The sequence below is a fragment of the Nostoc sp. C96 genome (assembly GCF_059384975.1).
The window spans coordinates 347,852-365,000 of record NZ_CM182020.1 but is presented as its reverse complement, the minus strand read 5'-3'; the positions used below and the strand labels follow the sequence as shown (position 1 = coordinate 365,000).

Below are 17,149 nucleotides of genomic sequence, written 5' to 3'. Positions count from 1 at the left end.
TTAATCCCACAGCTTCGGTACATCACTTAGCCCCGTTCATTTTCGGCGCAAGATCGCTTGACTAGTGAGCTATTACGCACTCTTTCAAGGGTGGCTGCTTCTAGGCAAACCTCCTAGTTGTCTATGCAATCTCACCTCCTTTATCACTTAGTGATGATTTGGGGACCTTAGCTGGTGGTCTGGGCTGTTTCCCTCTTGACGATGAAGCTTATCCCCCACCGTCTCACTGGCAACGTGTTCTCTGGGTATTCTGAGTTTGTCTCGATTTGGTACCGGTCTCCCAGCCCGCACCGAAACAGTGCTTTACCCCCCAGATTTAATCGTTACCGCTGCGCCTCAACACATTTCGGGGAGAACCAGCTAGCTCCTGGTTCGATTGGCATTTCACCCCTAACCACAGCTCATCCGCCGATTTTTCAACATCGGTCGGTGCGGACCTCCACTTGGTGTTACCCAAGCTTCATCCTGGCCATGGTTAGATCACCAGGGTTCGGGTCTATAAACACTGATTATCGCCCTTTTCAGACTCGGTTTCCCTTTGGCTCCAGCATTCTCGCTTTAACCTACCAGTGCCTATAAGTCGCCGGCTCATTCTTCAACAGGCACGCGGTCATCCGTTTAATCGGACTCCCACTGCTTGTAAGCTTATGGTTTCATGTTCTATTTCACTCCCCTTCCGGGGTTCTTTTCACCTTTCCCTCGCGGTACTGGTTCACTATCGGTCACACAGTAGTATTTAGCCTTACGAGATGGTCCTCGCTGATTCACATGGGATTCCTCGTGCCCCATGCTACTCGGGATTCAGCTACTATCCTTTGACTTTCGACTACAAGACTTTCACTTTCTCTGGTGCAGTACTTAGCTGCTTCGTCTAGCCTCTAGATTCGATATCGCTGTCCCACAACCCCAGTCAGTAAACCAACTGGTTTAGGCTCTTCCCCTTTCGCTCACCACTACTGAGGGAATCTCTTTTGATTTCTCTTCCTCCAGCTACTAAGATGTTTCAGTTCGCTGGGTTGGCTCTTTCCTGTCTATATATTCAACAGGTAGTACATAGGGTTTCCCCATTCGGATATCTCCGGCTCATAGTTTGCTTCCAACTCCCCGGAGCTTTTCGTCGGTAACCACGTCCTTCTTCGCCTCTGTGTGCCTAGGTATCCACCATTAGCTCTTATTCGCTTGACCACAATACATTTGGTGTCTCACCTGCATTCACTTTCATCTTTCAATGTCTGTGTCTGCCTGCAATTAAATCGCGTTTCTATGCAGTTTTCAAGGTTCTGGCTAGGATTTTTTACCCAGCAGTCTAACCACGTTAGTTGCTGTTTTTTCCTTCTCTTTTTTCTTTCTAGGTGGAGGTTAGCGGACTCGAACCGCTGACATCCTGCTTGCAAAGCAGGCGCTCTACCAACTGAGCTAAACCCCCATCAACAAAGCAAAATTTAAAAGGCAAAAGGCAAAAAAATAATTATGTTATTCTTTTTTTCCTTTTTCCTTTTTCCTTTTTACTTGTTCAGGTGGGCCATCCTGGACTCGAACCAGGGACCTCACCCTTATCAGGGGTGCGCTCTAACCACCTGAGCTAATAGCCCCAATACGAACCAAATCATAGTTTGAAAGCTTACACAATTTCCTGCGACCGACCTAGGTATGACCATCTGTATTCTCTATCTTGCTTTTGGCAACCGATTTTACAGTTGGGTAGGTCTCCCTAAAAGGAGGTGATCCAGCCACACCTTCCGGTACGGCTACCTTGTTACGACTTCACCCCAGTCACCAGCACTGCCTTAGGCATCCCCCTCTCCTAAAAGTTGGGGTAATGACTTCGGGCGTTGCCAGCTTCCATGGTGTGACGGGCGGTGTGTACAAGGCCCGGGAACGAATTCACTGCAGTATGCTGACCTGCAATTACTAGCGATTCCTCCTTCACGAAGCTGAGTTGCAAGCTTCGATCTGAACTGAGCTACGATTTCCGGGATTTGCTTGCTATCGCTAGCTTGCTGCCCTCTGTTCGTAGCATTGTAGTACGTGTGTAGCCCAAGACGTAAGGGGCATGCTGACTTGACGTCATCCCCACCTTCCTCCGGTTTGTCACCGGCAGTCTCTCTAGAGTGCCCAACTTAATGCTGGCAACTAAAAACGAGGGTTGCGCTCGTTGCGGGACTTAACCCAACATCTCACGACACGAGCTGACGACAGCCATGCACCACCTGTGTTCGCGCTCCCTAAGGCACTCCTCCCTTTCAAGAGGATTCGCGACATGTCAAGTCTTGGTAAGGTTCTTCGCGTTGCATCGAATTAAACCACATACTCCACCGCTTGTGCGGGCCCCCGTCAATTCCTTTGAGTTTCACACTTGCGTGCGTACTCCCCAGGCGGGATACTTAACGCGTTGGCTCCGGCACTGCGAGGGTCGATACTCGCAACGCCTAGTATCCATCGTTTACGGCTAGGACTACTGGGGTATCTAATCCCATTCGCTCCCCTAGCTTTCGTCCCTCAGTGTCAGTTACGGCCTAGCAGAGCGCCTTCGCCACCGGTGTTCTTCCTGATCTCTACGCATTTCACCGCTACACCAGGAATTCCCTCTGCCCCGAACGTACTCTAGCTATGTAGTTTCCACTGCTTTTACAAAGTTAAGCTTTGCTCTTTAACAGCAGACTTACATCGCCACCTGCGGACGCTTTACGCCCAATCATTCCGGATAACGCTTGCATCCTCCGTATTACCGCGGCTGCTGGCACGGAGTTAGCCGATGCTTATTCCTCAGGTACCTTCACTTTCTTATTCCCTGAGAAAAGAGGTTTACAACCCAAGAGCCTTCCTCCCTCACGCGGTATTGCTCCGTCAGGCTTTCGCCCATTGCGGAAAATTCCCCACTGCTGCCTCCCGTAGGAGTCTGGGCCGTGTCTCAGTCCCAGTGTGGCTGATCATCCTCTCAGACCAGCTACTGATCGACGCCTTGGTGCGCTCTTACCACACCAACTAGCTAATCAGACGCGAGCTCATCTTCAGGCAGCAAGCCTTTCACCTTTCGGCACATCCGGTATTAGCCACCGTTTCCAGTAGTTATCCCCGACCTGAAGCTAGATTCTCACGCGTTACTCACCCGTCCGCCACTATCTCCGAAGAGACCGTTCGACTTGCATGTGTTAAGCATACCGCCAGCGTTCATCCTGAGCCAGGATCAAACTCTCCGTTTTGAATTGTTTGTTTAGCTCTTTGGCTGTTCTTTTATAACCTCAGCCTGGTTACTTTATTTACTTGACGCAGGCTACTTGTGTTATTATTGCTTTCAAACTATAATCTTTTCATGGTTCGGTTCCCTCCGAGCTTCGCTTCGCAGCGCTTCTCTCAGGCACTTATCTAATATATCTCTCCTCCCCCTCACTGTCAACTACTTTCTCTAAATTCTTTTTCCCTTCCTTATGACCCTTGGATAGTAAGGGGTTTGGGATATAGTAATTCTAGAAGTAGCAAAAGAAGTAATTATAAGTTGTGAATAAAGTGGGTGTTTTACCGCCTTGGCTAGTGTTAGATCCGCTATTGCGTAGCTGGTTGTTGGAAGATATTGGTCGGGGCGATCGCACAACGAATCCCCTCCTTACTTCAAATTTGACACTAGGAACAGCAAAATGGATAGCGAAAGCGCCAGGAATAATTGCTGGTTTACCAATTGCAGCAAGGGTATTTCAATTGTTAAACGACAAAATTAGCTTTACAACTATTGTCTGTGAAGGTGTCTTCTGTGAACCAGGAGAAGTAATAGCTGAAATTCATGGCTCATTAGATGCACTACTCATGGGAGAACGAGTAGCCCTAAACTTGGCTATGCGGTTGAGTGGGATTGCAACTTTAACTCATAAATATGTAGAGAAAATAGCTGATTTCCCTGTTCAGTTTGTTGATACACGTAAAACTACACCAGGCTTAAGACTCTTAGAAAAGTATGCAACTTCTGTAGGAGGTGCGATCAATCACAGGATGGGGTTGGATGATGCAGTGATGATTAAGGACAATCATATTGCTGCTGCTGGTGGAATTGGAGAAGCAATTACCCGAATTCGTTCTCAAATACCTTATCCGTTGACGATTGAAGTAGAAACAGAAACTATAGAACAGGTAAAAGAAGCTTTAGAGTATAAAGCCGACATTATTATGTTGGATAATATGGGTCTGGATATGATTCGTGAGGCTGTATCTCTGATTCGCCAGCATAACAGTCTAGTAAAAATTGAAGCTTCGGGGAATGTAACTTTAGACAATATTTATGATTTAGCTGCCACAGGTGTTGATTATATTTCTAGTAGTGCGCCCATTACTCAGTCAAAGTGGTTAGATTTGAGTATGAAGATTGTTTGATAACAGGACTTACGCAAGTATCACCAGTAATGGTAAGGCGTGATACTTGCATAAGTCCTGACTATTGCGAATTATTTTGGTTTTGATTTTTTGTCTTTAATTAGTAGCGGCTGTATTTAGCCACTATAAAGATGTACTTGGAAATTTATTATTTTTAAGTATTTATAACTATTGCATATTTCTTAAATCAGAATTATTCTGACTTACATGAGCAGAATTTAATTAACCGCCCATAAATAAACTGCTAGAGAGGTAAATATGGCTGTGATCGATAGAGTTCCTGATGTTGTATTTAAAACCCGTGTGCGTGATGAGTCTGTACCAGGGCCAAATCCTTACCGTTGGCAAGACAGCACTACGCAAGATATTTTCGGTGGTAAGCGTGTTGTAGTTTTCTCTTTACCTGGGGCTTTTACGCCTACTTGTTCTACATCCCATCTGCCACGCTACGAAGAACTATATGATCAATTTACAGCTTTAGGCGTTGATCAAATAATTTGTATATCTGTAAATGATGCCTTTGTGATGTTCCAATGGGGCAAACAACAAGGCGCAAACAACGTATTTTTACTTCCTGATGGTAATGGCGAGTTTACTCGCAAAATGGGTATGTTAGTAGATAAGTCTAACCTGGGCTTTGGGATGCGCTCTTGGCGCTACTCGATGGTAGTTGATGATGGCAAGATCGAAAAGATTTTCATTGAACCAGGCTTTTTAGATAATTGCCCCACAGATCCTTTTGAAGTTTCAGATGCAGATACAATGTTGGCTTACCTCAAAGAAGCTAAGACACCTGTACCTGCCTAAATACAATAATTCGGACTTGATAATTCGTAATTCGTAATTAAATTAACAATTACGAATTACGAATTACGCATTAGTAATTATTCATGGGGGAGACATGAAGCACGATTTTGACTTATTAGTAATTGGTGCAGGTTCTGGAGGAATTGCCACTGCTAGAAGAGCCGCAGAATATGGTGCCAAGGTGGGAGTTGCCGAGTTTGACAGACTAGGTGGAACCTGCGTCAATCGTGGTTGTGTTCCCAAAAAATTGATGGTTTATGCTTCTCATTTTCCTGACGTATTTGAAGAATCTCAAGGCTATGGCTGGAGTCCAGTTGAGAGTACTTTAAATTGGGAAAAAATGATTACGGCGGTGAACAATGAAGTGAGTCGCCTGAATGGAATTTACCAACGGATGTTGGATAACTCCAAAGTTGAAGTGTTGCAGGGATATGGTAAGTTTGTTGATCCGCATACTATTATTGTTGGCGATGCCTCTGGCGGCCAAAGCCAACGCCAAGTCACCGCAGACAAAGTACTGATTGCGGTTGGTGGAAAACCTGTCAGACCAAATATTTTAGGAATTGAACACGCTATTACTTCTGATGATATTTTTCACCTGAAAGAACAACCCAAGCGCATCGTCATTTTAGGTGGAGGTTATATTGGTTGTGAATTTGCCTGTATTTTAAACGGGTTAGGTAGTGAAGTTACACAGGTGATTCGTGGAGATAAAATTCTGCGTGGTTTTGATGAAGATATCCGCAGCGAAATTCAGCAGTCCATGATTAACCAAGGTATTCGGATTCTCAACAACATTGAATTGATTGCTATTGATAAAACTTCAGAAGGTGTAAAAGTCACAGTCAAAGGTAGCGGTGATACTGAGGAAACAGTAGTTGCTGATGCTGTGAGTTTAGCGGCGGTTGGTCGCAAGCCTAATACCCAAAACCTTGGTTTAGAAAATACCAAAGTTCAGCATCGAGATGGGGCAATTCTTGTTGATGAGTACAGCCGCACTCATGAAGAAAATATCTATGCGGTGGGAGATTGTACAGATAGAATTAATTTAACTCCTGTTGCGATTAATGAAGGTCGGGCATTGGCAGATACGGTATTTGGTGGTAAGTCCCGAATTATGAGTTATGCCAATGTACCGACAGCCATCTTTACCACACCAGAAGCTGCAACTGTTGGGCTAACTGAAGCTGAAGCACGAGAAAAATATGGTGATGCAGTAAAAATCTATCGATCGCGCTTTCGCCCAATGTATTACACTCTAGCGGGTAAAGATGAAAAAACCTTGATGAAACTGATCGTTGATAGTAGTACTGATAAAATTTTGGGAGCGCACATGGTGGGGAATAGTGCTGCCGAGATTATTCAAGGAGTAGCGATCGCTGTTAAGATGGGTGCTACCAAAGCTGATTTTGATGCAACTGTCGGCATTCATCCAACTTCAGCCGAAGAATTTGTAACAATGCGATAAAAATGAATTACTAGGGTTGAGCAAGCGTTCGCCTGTAACACATACCAAGCTTGCTCAACCCAGTTTGATTTTGGGCAAGTTGGGGGTCAAGTATTATTCGTAGGCGTTAACTTATGACCCAAACCCAAGCTGAACCAAAAATATACACCTTCGATCAGTTTATCGAATGGTATCCCGAACAATCAGAAGTTCGTTACGAATTGCATGATGGGGTGATTGTCGAAATGCCTAAACCTACGGGCGAACATTCTGATTTAGCTGGTTTTTTGATTGAAGAATTACTCATCACAATTAGAGAGATGGGTAGGCTGAAAAGACAATATACTGATTTTACGATCGCTTGATTTTCCTAAATGCGATCACTACTCTTGCCGTAAAAATATTTTGATGTTTGTTTGTGAGAAAAGACTTAATGCGATCGCCAAACAGCATTTAGCGATCGCTCATGCTTATTTTAAAGTCCAGCTAAGGATTAAGTTGCACATCGCGTCATATTTTAGGTACTCCAATACGATAACTGGATACTGCAATACGATAATTAGGTACTCAAATACAATAACTGGGTACTGGAATATGATAATTGGGTACTCAAATACGATAACTGGGTACTGCAATACGATAACTGGGTACTCAAATACGATAACTGGGTACTGGAATATGATAATTAGGTGCTTAAATACGATTATTGGGTATTCAAATACGATAACTGGGTACTGAAATACGATAATTGAGTACTCAAAAATGATACTTGCAGGCAATTGGTTATGCAAATGTTGGAGATTGGACTCCAATATTACCCGTAGAAGACCCTGATGAAGTCATGAGTATTTTAATTCGGCAAATTTTAACTGCATAATTTGAAATCGCAACCCCGACTCAACAATCGGGGTTATGTTCGGCTGACTGGAAGATGAAGCGATCGCATTTACTATTTCGGGATTTGCATTGTTGATTTTGTGCTATTGAGCAGCGCTCACAAAAACTCAATATTATCTTTTGTGTGCAATTGTGTTAGATTTACACACTTCCAGCTTGAAAAATCTGTTCGGCAGTTAAATTTAATTCTGTGAATGTGGGTGAAATAATGCGATCATTCCCACGAAACTGGTTGATTTGATACTCACCATCAACGAATGAATAAACTGATATTGTCGGTTGTTTGGGATTACCAATAAACCGCCTACCACCTAAAGCGGCATAATCAACAATCCAGTATTCGGGGATACCCACTGTTTCATAAGCAGCCACTTTTGTAAGATAATCATCACGCCAGTTACTGAGGCAGTGCGTTGCGGGGGTTCCCCCCGTTGTAGCAACTGCCGTACTCACTACTTCAATCACCAATGGTATAGATTGAGCTAGGCTAACAGTGGAATCTTTTTTCCAGAGTGCTTCATTAACTAAATTGGGGCGGTTTAATACCAGCACATCTGGCGAGTAAGCTGATTCACTCTCAAGCTGTTTAACTAATGCTGTTTTAGGAATAAAGTAGAGAAGTTTTAGTCGCCCAATTTCTATAGATATATTCAGTGCCAAACAACCTATAACTTCTTCGTGTTCACCTGTAGGCTGAGACATCTCTATAACTACTCCATCATGCAGCTCATAGCGTTTTCCAGAGTTGTCTGTATATTTGGCAACAAATTCGTCGAATGTAACTAGTTTACGTAAGGTTTGAGTCATAAATTTATACTTTTAGAGCGCAAAGTTCTCTAAACGCCAATGAGCAAATTAAATTTTTAGCTAACTTGTTTCAGTTGCCATGCTTCTCTGTTAATTGCGTAGTAAACAACATCTACGTTATAGAAGTGGGCATTTTTTTCGTATTTCATGCCGACTTTTTGAATGACACGCACTGAGGCGATGTTTTGCGGATGAGCGATCGCTACTATACGATTTAATTTAGCTTCTGCAAACCCATATTTTATAGTTGCGGTGGCGGCTTCTGTTCCAATTCCCATGTTCCAGTAAAATTTGTCAAACACGTAACCAAGTTCCACTTCTGGGGTATTTTCCAAAAAACCTAGCCCACAACGCCCAATCATTCTACCGCTATCTTTGTGAACCACTGTCCACATCCCAAAATTATATTGTTGCCAATGCTGAATATGTTTGTGTAAGCTGGCTTGTGTCTGTTCCTTGTTTCTGGGAGAGAGGTATTTCATCACCTCTGCATCACTGTAAATACGGAACAAATCATCTAAGTCATCTGTGAGAAAGTGTCTTAATCGCAATCTTGGGGTTTCTATTTCCGGCATGTCATTAGATAACAGGTGTGAATGCTACATTAAATAAGCGTGTTTTCCCAGTGCAAAATAAAATTAATATAATGCTCCTATTATGAGCATCTACCAATCCCTAAAAAAATCTTACAGAAGAGACCGTTGGCGTAGCAATGACTGGCGATTGTTCTCGCGTTTAGTTCCCTATGCCCGCCGTCATGTCAAATTGCTGATTTTGGCAATGTTATTGCTTGTACCGATCGCTCTCTCTAATGCCATACAACCATTATTGATCGGACAAGCTATTTCTCTCATTCGTAACGAACCCAGCACTTACGAGTTTCTCAGGAATCTTCCTCTATGGCAAGGAATAAATATCCTCGAAGGGTTCATCTTGGTGGCAATTGTTACCCGAATGTTCTTCACCAGTATTCAGGGTTATTTGCTACAGAGGTTAGGACAAAATATCACGGCAGGTATTCGCCAAGACTTGTTTAAGCATGTCACATCTTTGGCAGTCCGCTTTTTTGATCGCACACCTGTAGGTAAATTAATTACCAGACTCACCAGCGATGTAGAAATTTTGGGAGATGTGTTTTCTACTGGGGCGATCGGCATAATCTCCGATATATTTTCTATGGTGGTGATTATTGGGATTATGTTATCTATTCAGTGGCAACTTGCTTGTTTGCTGCTGTTAATATTGTTACCCATTACTTGGTTGATTATTCACTTTCAACAACAGTACCGCAAAGCTAATTATAAAGCGCGGGAAGAACTGTCTTTGTTAAATTCTCAGCTACAAGAAAATATTGTTGGTATTAACGTCGTACAGTTGTTCAGGCGAGAAAAAATTAATGCAGAGTTGTTCCGCAGCGTTAACAACCGCTACATTGCCCAAATGGATCAAACCATTTTTTATGATTCGGCTGTGTCGGCTACTTTGGAATGGATTGGTTTAGTAGCGATCGCAGGTGTATTGTGGATGGGTGGTTGGTTACTGTTGGAACAAAACCTGACATTTGGTGTATTATCGGCTTTTGTTTTGTACGCGCAACGATTATTTGACCCATTGCGAGATTTTGCCGAGAAATTTACCGTGATTCAAGCTGGCTTTACTGCCATTGAACGAATTAACGATATTTTAGATGAACCGATAGAAATCCGCGATCGCAACAATCAACGCTTCTCAGTTTTTGATCATAGCTTCGGTTACATAGACGAAATCATTGCTGAGATGGAATCACAAAATTTCAATTCCACACCAGAATTAGGCGAAATTCGCTTTGAACACGTTTGGTTTGCTTACAAAGATGATGATTTTGTGATCAAAGATTTGGACTTTGTGATTCGTCCTGGTGAAAAAGTCGCATTAGTCGGCCCTACAGGTGCAGGTAAAAGTTCCATCATTCGGCTTTTATGCCGCCTTTATGAACCCACCCAAGGACGAATTTTAATCGATGGTGTTGATATTCGAGAAGTGCCACAAGCCGAATTACGCCGCTATATGGCTGTCATTTTACAAGAAGGCTTTTTATTTGCTGGCGATGTTAAAAGTAATATCACCCTTGGAGACAGGTACACATTCGACGAAATCGAGTTAGCTGCACAAAATACTAATATTGCTCAGTTTATTGAAGAATTGCCCCAAGGCTACAATACTCAATTGCGAGAGCGTGGCACAAATCTTTCTAGTGGTCAAAAACAACTGTTAGCTTTTGCTCGTGCGGCTATTCGTAATCCCCAAATTCTCGTATTAGATGAAGCTACGGCCAGTTTAGATGTAAATACAGAAGCTTTAGTTCAGCAGGCGCTAGATCAGCTATTAATAAAACGTACTGCCATTGTAATTGCTCACCGCTTATCAACAATTCGCAATGTAGATCGCATTTTTGTTCTCAAGCGTGGTGAATTAATCGAACAAGGTAGTCATGAGGAATTATTACAACAAGGAGGTATGTATGCAACCTTACACAACCTACAAATGTTAGGAACTTAATCGTTGGATTCTGTAGGATGGACATGAGCGTGACTATCCTACATTCTTGATTTTTTCTTTTGCAGTTTTGACATAAAAATACTATTAATTGAATTTTTTATAAACCAACAAAAATATTGGTAGATGATTAACCCTAAAATTACTATTTACTCAAAGTTACCACCTTTGTTGATGTCAGCCAGATATTAGCAATAGTATATTTCACTAATACTGAAGTTTGATGAGCATTGCAAGCACTTTTGAGTTGAACAGACTTAGTATTATCCTTGATTATTTGAGCCTGATAAGTATATAAAGAACCATCAGGACTTTCACAGTTGATTTCACCCAGAAATGTCTGATTATCTAAACTTTGTTCTAGGATTTTGCCAGCAACTTTGTAATTAAACCAATCCCATCCATAATGGAAAATTAGTTCTCGTTCCAAAACTTGTAACTGACTTGGTAAAATTCCCCAGCCACGATAAACTTTTTCCAAGGATTGAATATCGCCAGTCCGTGTTAGTATCGCCTTCAATGTTTCTTGGTCAAGAACACCATAATACCTTCCTTCTGGTAAGTCTATGGCTGTAGGTGCAAAACGATGTCCACCAAAATGACTTGACTTCCAAAGCCTAACATGATCTAATTCCAAATCATTAATAGTATTAGCAGCATGGAAGTAAAAAGGATTACCATATCTAGCACAGCATTTATCATGACTACCGTGAGTACACACTAAAATATCTCTTGTTGCGTCTGTGTATACTGGATAATCAGCAGTTCTATTGGCTAACCATTTTTTGACAACACCTGCTACTTGCTCAATATTTGGCAAGTGAAATTCGTACTTGCAATATCCATGACTTAAACCCTGTTTTTTCTGATAAATTAACAGTGTTGTTTGGTCGGCTTTATGTGATACATCATTAGCGATTAAAAGAAATCTAACTGGTAATTTTGCACGGGTGATTTCCTGTTCTAAACTTTGTAAGTTCTTAGGAACCCATCGAGAATTAAAAGCTTCTGTTGTCCAAGGCGGCGGACACTCGACTAAAATATATGTTTCGTAATTGGTAGCACTACCAATTAAATCTTCTCCTACTTGTCGCGCATAATCAGAACAAAAAAAGGTACTCATCGAACTTATCTCATTTGTTGGCTTTACAGATAAAGGAGGCGTGAATAACAATTGTGTTTTTGACTACAATTTCTGCATCTCATCAAGATAAACAGAAATAATTTGCATTTATGGCTTAAAAGCAAACTGCCACTTTATAACATCATTTCTAGAGAAAAACTGTCTAATTAATAAAGTCTCCACAATATTGTCAGCCAAACTCCAACAAGTTATTGCTGTACTTTTCCGGAAAAATTTTAAATTTTTGATTAAATTATGACTATCGCAGACGTAGATGTTTAGCGGCTTGTCGCCAGACATCACTGCTGTATGTATTTTGAACAGTTGTTTAAAATTACTGCCTTGTAAGCTCCTAATTCTTGTAGACATATTTGCGAATATTTCTCAATATAAATATAAAAAAAGAGATTAAAAAATCCCTGAAAGTAAAATAATATACAATTTATGCGTCAACATTTAGCTTGAGCAGCATAATCTAACCCCAGGGAATATGTCTTGACTGTAGCTGAAGCTAATAAACAATGCAAGCTTTTGAGATGATTTATTACTTTTCCCTCCATTGATCAGTGTACGGCAGCAAGTGAAGTTCATCTTCCTAGACTGTCCATCATAGCCATCAAGATTTTAAATTTAATTGATAAATATTTTCAACTGTTAGTTGTCAGAGATGTTGAATCTACTTCCCAACGAAATAGTCTGGGTAGTTGCGATACGTCTATGACGTAGTTGACAATCCATAGCACCAGTTCAAAAATCAATAAATATCGCACCCACAGCAGTTCAGGTTCTGAACTCAACAGTGTCGAACCTTCGTAAAGTTGCCAGAAACGATAAGGTAAGTAAATATAAGGCACTAGTACCCACACTACATTTTGTAGTTTTCTTAGGGTTACAACTTCAAACAAAATTTGCCAACCCAAGATTATAAAGTACCAACCCAGAACAGCTAATACAGCGCCGTGTTTCCACCATACGCCCCACAACAACATAATTGGTAGTGGTAGTAGTACACCTAGTAGTTGGATTGATAAAAACCACCACTTATGCCACCAAGGGAATGGTAAAGGCAAAGTATACGGCTTAGTATGTTTCCATACTCGACTTAAAATCCCAGTTAAAGATGTGGCAACTGTCAAAAACAAGAGATTTTCTAGAAGGAGATAGAGATTGATGTTCACACCGTTCATATCTTTATTCTTACTCTCTGGCGTTTCTAGTTCATTGTCCCAAAGAAAGAAATTTTAGCTAAAGACCTAACCAAGCTCTGATTAAATCAAGAATACTGGAACCCGCCCAAATCGGTGCAATTAAAATTGAAGTAGTCAAAATTGCTCCCATCAGACTCAGAACGAAACTACCTAAACTATTAGCACCATCATCTTCTAGCAGACCAAAACCAGTTACAAAAATACCCATAGCTGGTAATGTGTTTGTTCCAGGAATGGGAATCATCAGCGAAATTGACATTAAAGCGATCGCTATGCCAATAGTCATTCTACCTGGGGTTGTTGTACAAACGAAAGTGAGACGAGAAGGTAAAGCCTGAAATTGCTAATCATAATGAACTGCACAAACTCTAACTTACTAGTTTTTGGCTCTATTTTCTTGAATTAAATGCACAATAGAAGGCACTAAAGAAATAACAATAATTCCACCGATAATTGGCAATAAATATTTATCTATTTGTTCCGCTGGTAAAGTTTTTCCTAAAAAGAAACCTAACATTGTCATCCCGACAGTCCAAACAAACCCGCCGATGAGGTTGTAAAACATAAAAGTCTGGTAGTGCATAGCACCTAACCCAGCAACAATGGGCGCAAAAGTCCGTACTATCGGCACAAACCTAGCTAAAACAATAGTTTTCTTGCCATGTTTTTGATAAAACTTTTGCGTTTTCACGACATGTTTTTTATGAAAAAATAATGAATCTTCTTTCTGAAATAACCTTCTACCAAATCTATGCCCGGTAATATAGCCAATATTGTCACCTAAAACCGCACAAACAAACGCGCCGATAATTAAAATCCAAATATTCAGCAAATGCTGAGAGGCAACAAATCCTGCGGTAAACAGTAAACTATCACCTGGTAGGAAAAACCCGATAAGTAATCCTGATTCAGCAAAAATTATTGCCCATACTCCGAAGTAACCGATTGATTTAATTAACTCTGGTAAGTCAAAATGCATAAAATCTCACTTTCTCAAGAATAAGCATTAAATATCTTAGCGTTCAGCAATATTGCTGCATGATGAATATTATGAAGTTTGCGTAAGTTGATCAATTATTTATGTAATGGAGTTTCAGGCAAAAATGAGCAGATATTGGAAATTAATCCGGCTATTTTGGGCTACTTCCATTGCAGCAGAGATGGAGTATCGGCTTAACTTTGTCGTCGCTACCCTTACCAGCTTGGGTAATTTAGTTGGAAGTATTTTTGGTTTGTTCTTGTTTTATCGCACTGGCTATACTTTTGCTGGCTGGTCATGGGAAGCCGCCTTAGTTGTGTTGGGCATTTTTACTATACTGCAAGGCTTTTCGGCGACATTTTTGGCTCCAAATTTAAATAAAATTGTTAGTCATGTCCAGATAGGCACTTTAGATTTTGTACTCCTCAAACCTATCCGTAGTCAATTTTGGCTATCTACTCATACTCTTTCGCCTTGGGGATTACCGGATATAATTTTCGGCATCATGATCATTGGTTATGCGGGTAAGCGCCTAGGCTTGGGAATTCAGAACTATCTGCTGAGTGCTGTACCTTTATTATTCGGGTTAGTCATTTTTTATAGCCTGTGGTTTATGCTGGGAGCCACTAGCATCTGGTTTGTGAAAATTAATAACGCCACTGAAGTATTGCGGGGTTTGTTGGAAGCTGGTAGATATCCAATGGTGGCTTACCCCGCAGCTTACCGCTTTTTCTTTACCTTTGTTGTACCAGTCACATTTTTGACTACTATTCCAGCAGAAGCAATGCTGGGTCGAGTTCAGTTGAGTTGGTTGATCGGTGCGATGGTGTTAGCTATTGTTTTATTTTGGCTTTCTACTAAGTTTTGGCGGTTTGCTTTGCGTTTTTATACAAGTGCTTCGAGTTAGCACCGCGAGCAAATAGTCTAATTTGAACTGCGATCGCCAACCTGTAACTACAGAAGGATGTCAAACCTAGCACAAACTATCCAAGCTAGAATTAAACGTTAATTTTAGAAAGGAAAAATGCCCCATATTCTACTTGTAGATGATGAAGCAGCCCTGTGTGACAGTCTCACCTACACATTACAAAAAGAAGGCTACACGGTGACGACAGCTGCCGATGGGCATAGTGCAATCAAACAGTTTCATAAACAAGTACCTGATGTCATCTTGCTCGATATCATGCTACCAGAAGTTAGCGGTATGGAGGTTTGCTGGCGAATTCGAGCTTTTTCTGATGTACCAATTGTCATGCTTACTGCTAAAGATCAAGATATAGATAAAATTTGGGGTTTAGAAGCAGGGGCGGATGATTATGTGACTAAACCATTCAACACCCGCGAACTACTAGCACGAATTAAAGCAGTGTTGCGCCGTCGTTCTGGAGAAAAGCCTTCATGACAGGCTGGAGACCACGGATTAAATTAAATACAATTCATGCCAAGCTGTTAGCCACCTATCTCATGCTGACGGCTTTTGGTACATCACTGATGGCTGGTTATATTTTGTGGTCGTTCCATGCGTACTTTATGCAGACACGACAGACGGATTTAGAAAACTGGACAAGTGCATTGAGTGAAAGCGTTGCAGATGCGCTGGAAGAAAAGGATATTTTACGGGTAAAACTACTGGTACAACGCTATGGCGCACCACAGACAGTAACACTGCGTGTTTTTAATAAAAAAGGTATTCTCATCGCCACTTCTGACCCCAAATTAGATCAAAAAGTGACAAATTGGTACAAAGTGCCAGGAATGCAGCAAGCTTTCCAAAATTATGCAGCGCAAGGAGTGGCTAAAGGAGTTTTAAGCAATGAAGATCGCCTTTTTATTGCGAGACCAATTCAGCGTCGAGGTCAATTATTGGGTGTGTTGCGAATGTCCATCACCCTGAAACAATTTCAGCGTCAGTTTTTAACTGTAATTTGGAGTGTTTTAGGAACTCTCGCAGTGACAATCTTGTTATGTGCATTAATTAGCAGTCGTTTTGCACGCAGTCTGTCAAAACCGATTGAAATTATGCGTAACTTTGCGATTCGCTTGGGTAGCGGTCATTTTGGTGACAAATTAATTATCCAGCAAAATAATGAGTTAGATCAGTTAGCCGCAGAACTCAACCGAATGAGTGAACGGTTAGCTTCTTTAGATCAAGAACGGCGAGTATTTTTAGCCAATGTCTCCCATGAATTACGTACACCTATTAGTAATGTCCAGGTAACAGTTGACGCACTCAAAAGTGGTGCTTATGAAGAAGCAGAATTACGCGATCGCTTTTTCCATACTATCGAAAGTGAAACTAAACGTTTATCACGTTTAATTCATGACTTGCTAGATTTAGGACGCTTAGAAGCAGGAATCACAGAATTAGAAAAGCAATTAATTTCTTTGCGGGGGTTGATTAACCGTGCGGTGAATGCAGTGGAACCACGAATGCAGGCTGTAGGCGTAACTGTGCAAATCAATGTCGCGGAACTACAACTACAAGGTGATCCAGAAAGATTATTACAGGCGATTCTCAATTTATTAGATAATGCCATCAAACACTCACATCCAGATTCTCAAGTATTGATATCTGGATACAGTGAAGGAAAAAAAGCAATTATTCAAATTCAAGACCAGGGTAGGGGCATTAACGACAATGATTTACCCCGGATTTTTGAGCAATTTTATACCACAGACCCTTCACGTAAAGGTAGCGGTAATGGATTAGGACTGGCGATCGCTAAACGCATTATCGAAGCTCATAAAGGCAGTATCACCGCCAACAGTACCCTGAATCAAGGGGCAACCTTTACCATTAGCTTACCTCTGCAAGGATAATCTCATATCAATTCTCAAAATCAAATCACAAAATAAAATGCTTTTTTAGGGAAAATTACAGCAATTACTATTGGGCAATATGCAAGTACTAAGTAAGTACGTACGGTTATTGCGATCGCTCCTTGTTATAAAACCGAACCTCTAAGATTTAAATTTTGATATAA

General features: G+C 41.3%; 13 protein-coding genes, 2 tRNA genes, 2 rRNA genes and 2 pseudogenes (1 of these 19 only partly in view). 9 read left to right on the top strand and 10 right to left on the bottom strand.

Annotated features, from left to right (window positions below):
• The 4 genes from AC504W_RS01505 to AC504W_RS01490 all read right to left on the bottom strand — a co-directional run.
• Positions 1–1,185 (bottom strand): 23S ribosomal RNA (locus AC504W_RS01505); it reaches 1,639 nt to the left of the window's first position.
• A gap of 168 nt (positions 1,186–1,353) precedes the next feature.
• A tRNA-Ala gene (locus AC504W_RS01500) sits at positions 1,354–1,426 on the bottom strand.
• Between the two features lie 92 nt (positions 1,427–1,518).
• A tRNA-Ile gene (locus AC504W_RS01495) sits at positions 1,519–1,592 on the bottom strand.
• A gap of 122 nt (positions 1,593–1,714) precedes the next feature.
• Positions 1,715–3,203: ribosomal RNA gene (locus AC504W_RS01490) — 16S ribosomal RNA — on the bottom strand.
• The 16S and 23S rRNA genes sit together here with 2 tRNA genes alongside, the layout of an rRNA operon.
• A gap of 295 nt (positions 3,204–3,498) precedes the next feature.
• Here AC504W_RS01490 and nadC point away from each other — a divergent pair.
• The 5 genes and pseudogenes from nadC to AC504W_RS01465 all read left to right on the top strand — a co-directional run bounded on the left by nadC (position 3,499) and on the right by AC504W_RS01465 (position 7,354).
• A complete protein-coding gene (gene nadC, locus AC504W_RS01485) occupies positions 3,499–4,362 on the top strand; it encodes a carboxylating nicotinate-nucleotide diphosphorylase (protein WP_494875894.1) in 864 nt (287 codons plus the stop codon).
• 258 nt (positions 4,363–4,620) lie between these two features.
• On the top strand, positions 4,621–5,169 hold the full coding sequence (locus AC504W_RS01480) for a peroxiredoxin (RefSeq protein ID WP_494875892.1): 549 nt from the start codon (positions 4,621–4,623) through the stop codon (positions 5,167–5,169).
• Positions 5,170–5,263: 94 nt separating this feature from the next.
• Complete coding sequence (gene gor / locus AC504W_RS01475; protein WP_494875891.1) at positions 5,264–6,637, top strand: glutathione-disulfide reductase; 1,374 nt, start codon at positions 5,264–5,266, stop codon at positions 6,635–6,637.
• Positions 6,638–6,750: 113 nt separating this feature from the next.
• Positions 6,751–6,945: pseudogene (locus AC504W_RS01470) on the top strand (Uma2 family endonuclease); the annotation flags it as partial.
• Between the two features lie 79 nt (positions 6,946–7,024).
• Complete coding sequence (locus tag AC504W_RS01465) at positions 7,025–7,354, top strand: hypothetical protein (RefSeq protein WP_494875890.1); 330 nt, start codon at positions 7,025–7,027, stop codon at positions 7,352–7,354.
• Positions 7,355–7,654: 300 nt separating this feature from the next.
• Here AC504W_RS01465 and AC504W_RS01460 read toward each other — a convergent pair whose 3' ends face one another.
• Both AC504W_RS01460 and AC504W_RS01455 read right to left on the bottom strand, forming a co-directional pair.
• Positions 7,655–8,320, bottom strand: coding sequence for a Uma2 family endonuclease (locus tag AC504W_RS01460; protein ID WP_494875889.1), 666 nt, complete (start codon positions 8,318–8,320; stop codon positions 7,655–7,657).
• Between the two features lie 56 nt (positions 8,321–8,376).
• A complete protein-coding gene (locus AC504W_RS01455; RefSeq protein WP_494875888.1) occupies positions 8,377–8,895 on the bottom strand; it encodes a GNAT family N-acetyltransferase in 519 nt (172 codons plus the stop codon).
• Positions 8,896–8,977: 82 nt separating this feature from the next.
• Here AC504W_RS01455 and AC504W_RS01450 point away from each other — a divergent pair, with 82 nt between their 5' ends.
• Entirely contained in the window at positions 8,978–10,858 is a 1,881-nt protein-coding gene (locus AC504W_RS01450) for an ABC transporter ATP-binding protein (protein ID WP_494875886.1), read from the top strand.
• A 142-nt stretch (positions 10,859–11,000) separates the two neighbouring features.
• On the opposite strand, the gene AC504W_RS01445 is transcribed toward AC504W_RS01450, so the two are convergent.
• The 4 genes and pseudogenes from AC504W_RS01445 to AC504W_RS01430 all read right to left on the bottom strand — a co-directional run bounded on the left by AC504W_RS01445 (position 11,001) and on the right by AC504W_RS01430 (position 14,165).
• On the bottom strand, positions 11,001–11,978 hold the full coding sequence (locus AC504W_RS01445; RefSeq protein WP_494875885.1) for a ferredoxin family protein: 978 nt from the start codon (positions 11,976–11,978) through the stop codon (positions 11,001–11,003).
• A gap of 647 nt (positions 11,979–12,625) precedes the next feature.
• Entirely contained in the window at positions 12,626–13,165 is a 540-nt protein-coding gene (locus AC504W_RS01440; protein WP_494875884.1) for a hypothetical protein, read from the bottom strand.
• Positions 13,166–13,223: 58 nt separating this feature from the next.
• Positions 13,224–13,508: pseudogene (locus AC504W_RS01435) on the bottom strand (exopolysaccharide biosynthesis protein); the annotation flags it as partial.
• 54 nt (positions 13,509–13,562) lie between these two features.
• On the bottom strand, positions 13,563–14,165 hold the full coding sequence (locus AC504W_RS01430; RefSeq protein ID WP_494875883.1) for a DedA family protein: 603 nt from the start codon (positions 14,163–14,165) through the stop codon (positions 13,563–13,565).
• Positions 14,166–14,289: 124 nt separating this feature from the next.
• On the opposite strand from AC504W_RS01430, the gene AC504W_RS01425 reads away from it, so the two are divergent.
• From AC504W_RS01425 to AC504W_RS01415, 3 genes are all read left to right on the top strand, one after another.
• On the top strand, positions 14,290–15,072 hold the full coding sequence (locus tag AC504W_RS01425; protein WP_494875882.1) for an ABC transporter permease: 783 nt from the start codon (positions 14,290–14,292) through the stop codon (positions 15,070–15,072).
• Positions 15,073–15,189: 117 nt separating this feature from the next.
• Entirely contained in the window at positions 15,190–15,567 is a 378-nt protein-coding gene (locus tag AC504W_RS01420) for a response regulator transcription factor (protein WP_103123289.1), read from the top strand.
• A complete protein-coding gene (locus tag AC504W_RS01415) occupies positions 15,564–16,985 on the top strand; it encodes an ATP-binding protein (RefSeq protein ID WP_494875881.1) in 1,422 nt (473 codons plus the stop codon). The genes AC504W_RS01420 and AC504W_RS01415 overlap by 4 nt, the downstream gene beginning before the upstream one ends.
• The last annotated feature ends 164 nt before the right edge of the window (positions 16,986–17,149 follow it).

Excerpts from the sequence above, each read along its gene's own strand:
- AC504W_RS01455 (WP_494875888.1), bottom strand. The coding sequence starts at position 8,895 with ATGCCGGAAATAGAAACCCCAAGATTGCGATTAAGACACTTTCTCACA.
- AC504W_RS01415 (WP_494875881.1), top strand. The coding sequence starts at position 15,564 with ATGACAGGCTGGAGACCACGGATTAAATTAAATACAATTCATGCCAAG.
- AC504W_RS01420 (WP_103123289.1), top strand. The coding sequence starts at position 15,190 with ATGCCCCATATTCTACTTGTAGATGATGAAGCAGCCCTGTGTGACAGT.
- AC504W_RS01465 (WP_494875890.1), top strand. The coding sequence starts at position 7,025 with ATGTTTGTTTGTGAGAAAAGACTTAATGCGATCGCCAAACAGCATTTA.
- AC504W_RS01425 (WP_494875882.1), top strand. The coding sequence starts at position 14,290 with ATGAGCAGATATTGGAAATTAATCCGGCTATTTTGGGCTACTTCCATT.
- AC504W_RS01450 (WP_494875886.1), top strand. The coding sequence starts at position 8,978 with ATGAGCATCTACCAATCCCTAAAAAAATCTTACAGAAGAGACCGTTGG.
- AC504W_RS01445 (WP_494875885.1), bottom strand. The coding sequence starts at position 11,978 with ATGAGTACCTTTTTTTGTTCTGATTATGCGCGACAAGTAGGAGAAGAT.
- gor (WP_494875891.1), top strand. The coding sequence starts at position 5,264 with ATGAAGCACGATTTTGACTTATTAGTAATTGGTGCAGGTTCTGGAGGA.
- AC504W_RS01430 (WP_494875883.1), bottom strand. The coding sequence starts at position 14,165 with ATGCATTTTGACTTACCAGAGTTAATTAAATCAATCGGTTACTTCGGA.
- AC504W_RS01480 (WP_494875892.1), top strand. The coding sequence starts at position 4,621 with ATGGCTGTGATCGATAGAGTTCCTGATGTTGTATTTAAAACCCGTGTG.
- AC504W_RS01440 (WP_494875884.1), bottom strand. The coding sequence starts at position 13,165 with ATGAACGGTGTGAACATCAATCTCTATCTCCTTCTAGAAAATCTCTTG.
- AC504W_RS01460 (WP_494875889.1), bottom strand. The coding sequence starts at position 8,320 with ATGACTCAAACCTTACGTAAACTAGTTACATTCGACGAATTTGTTGCC.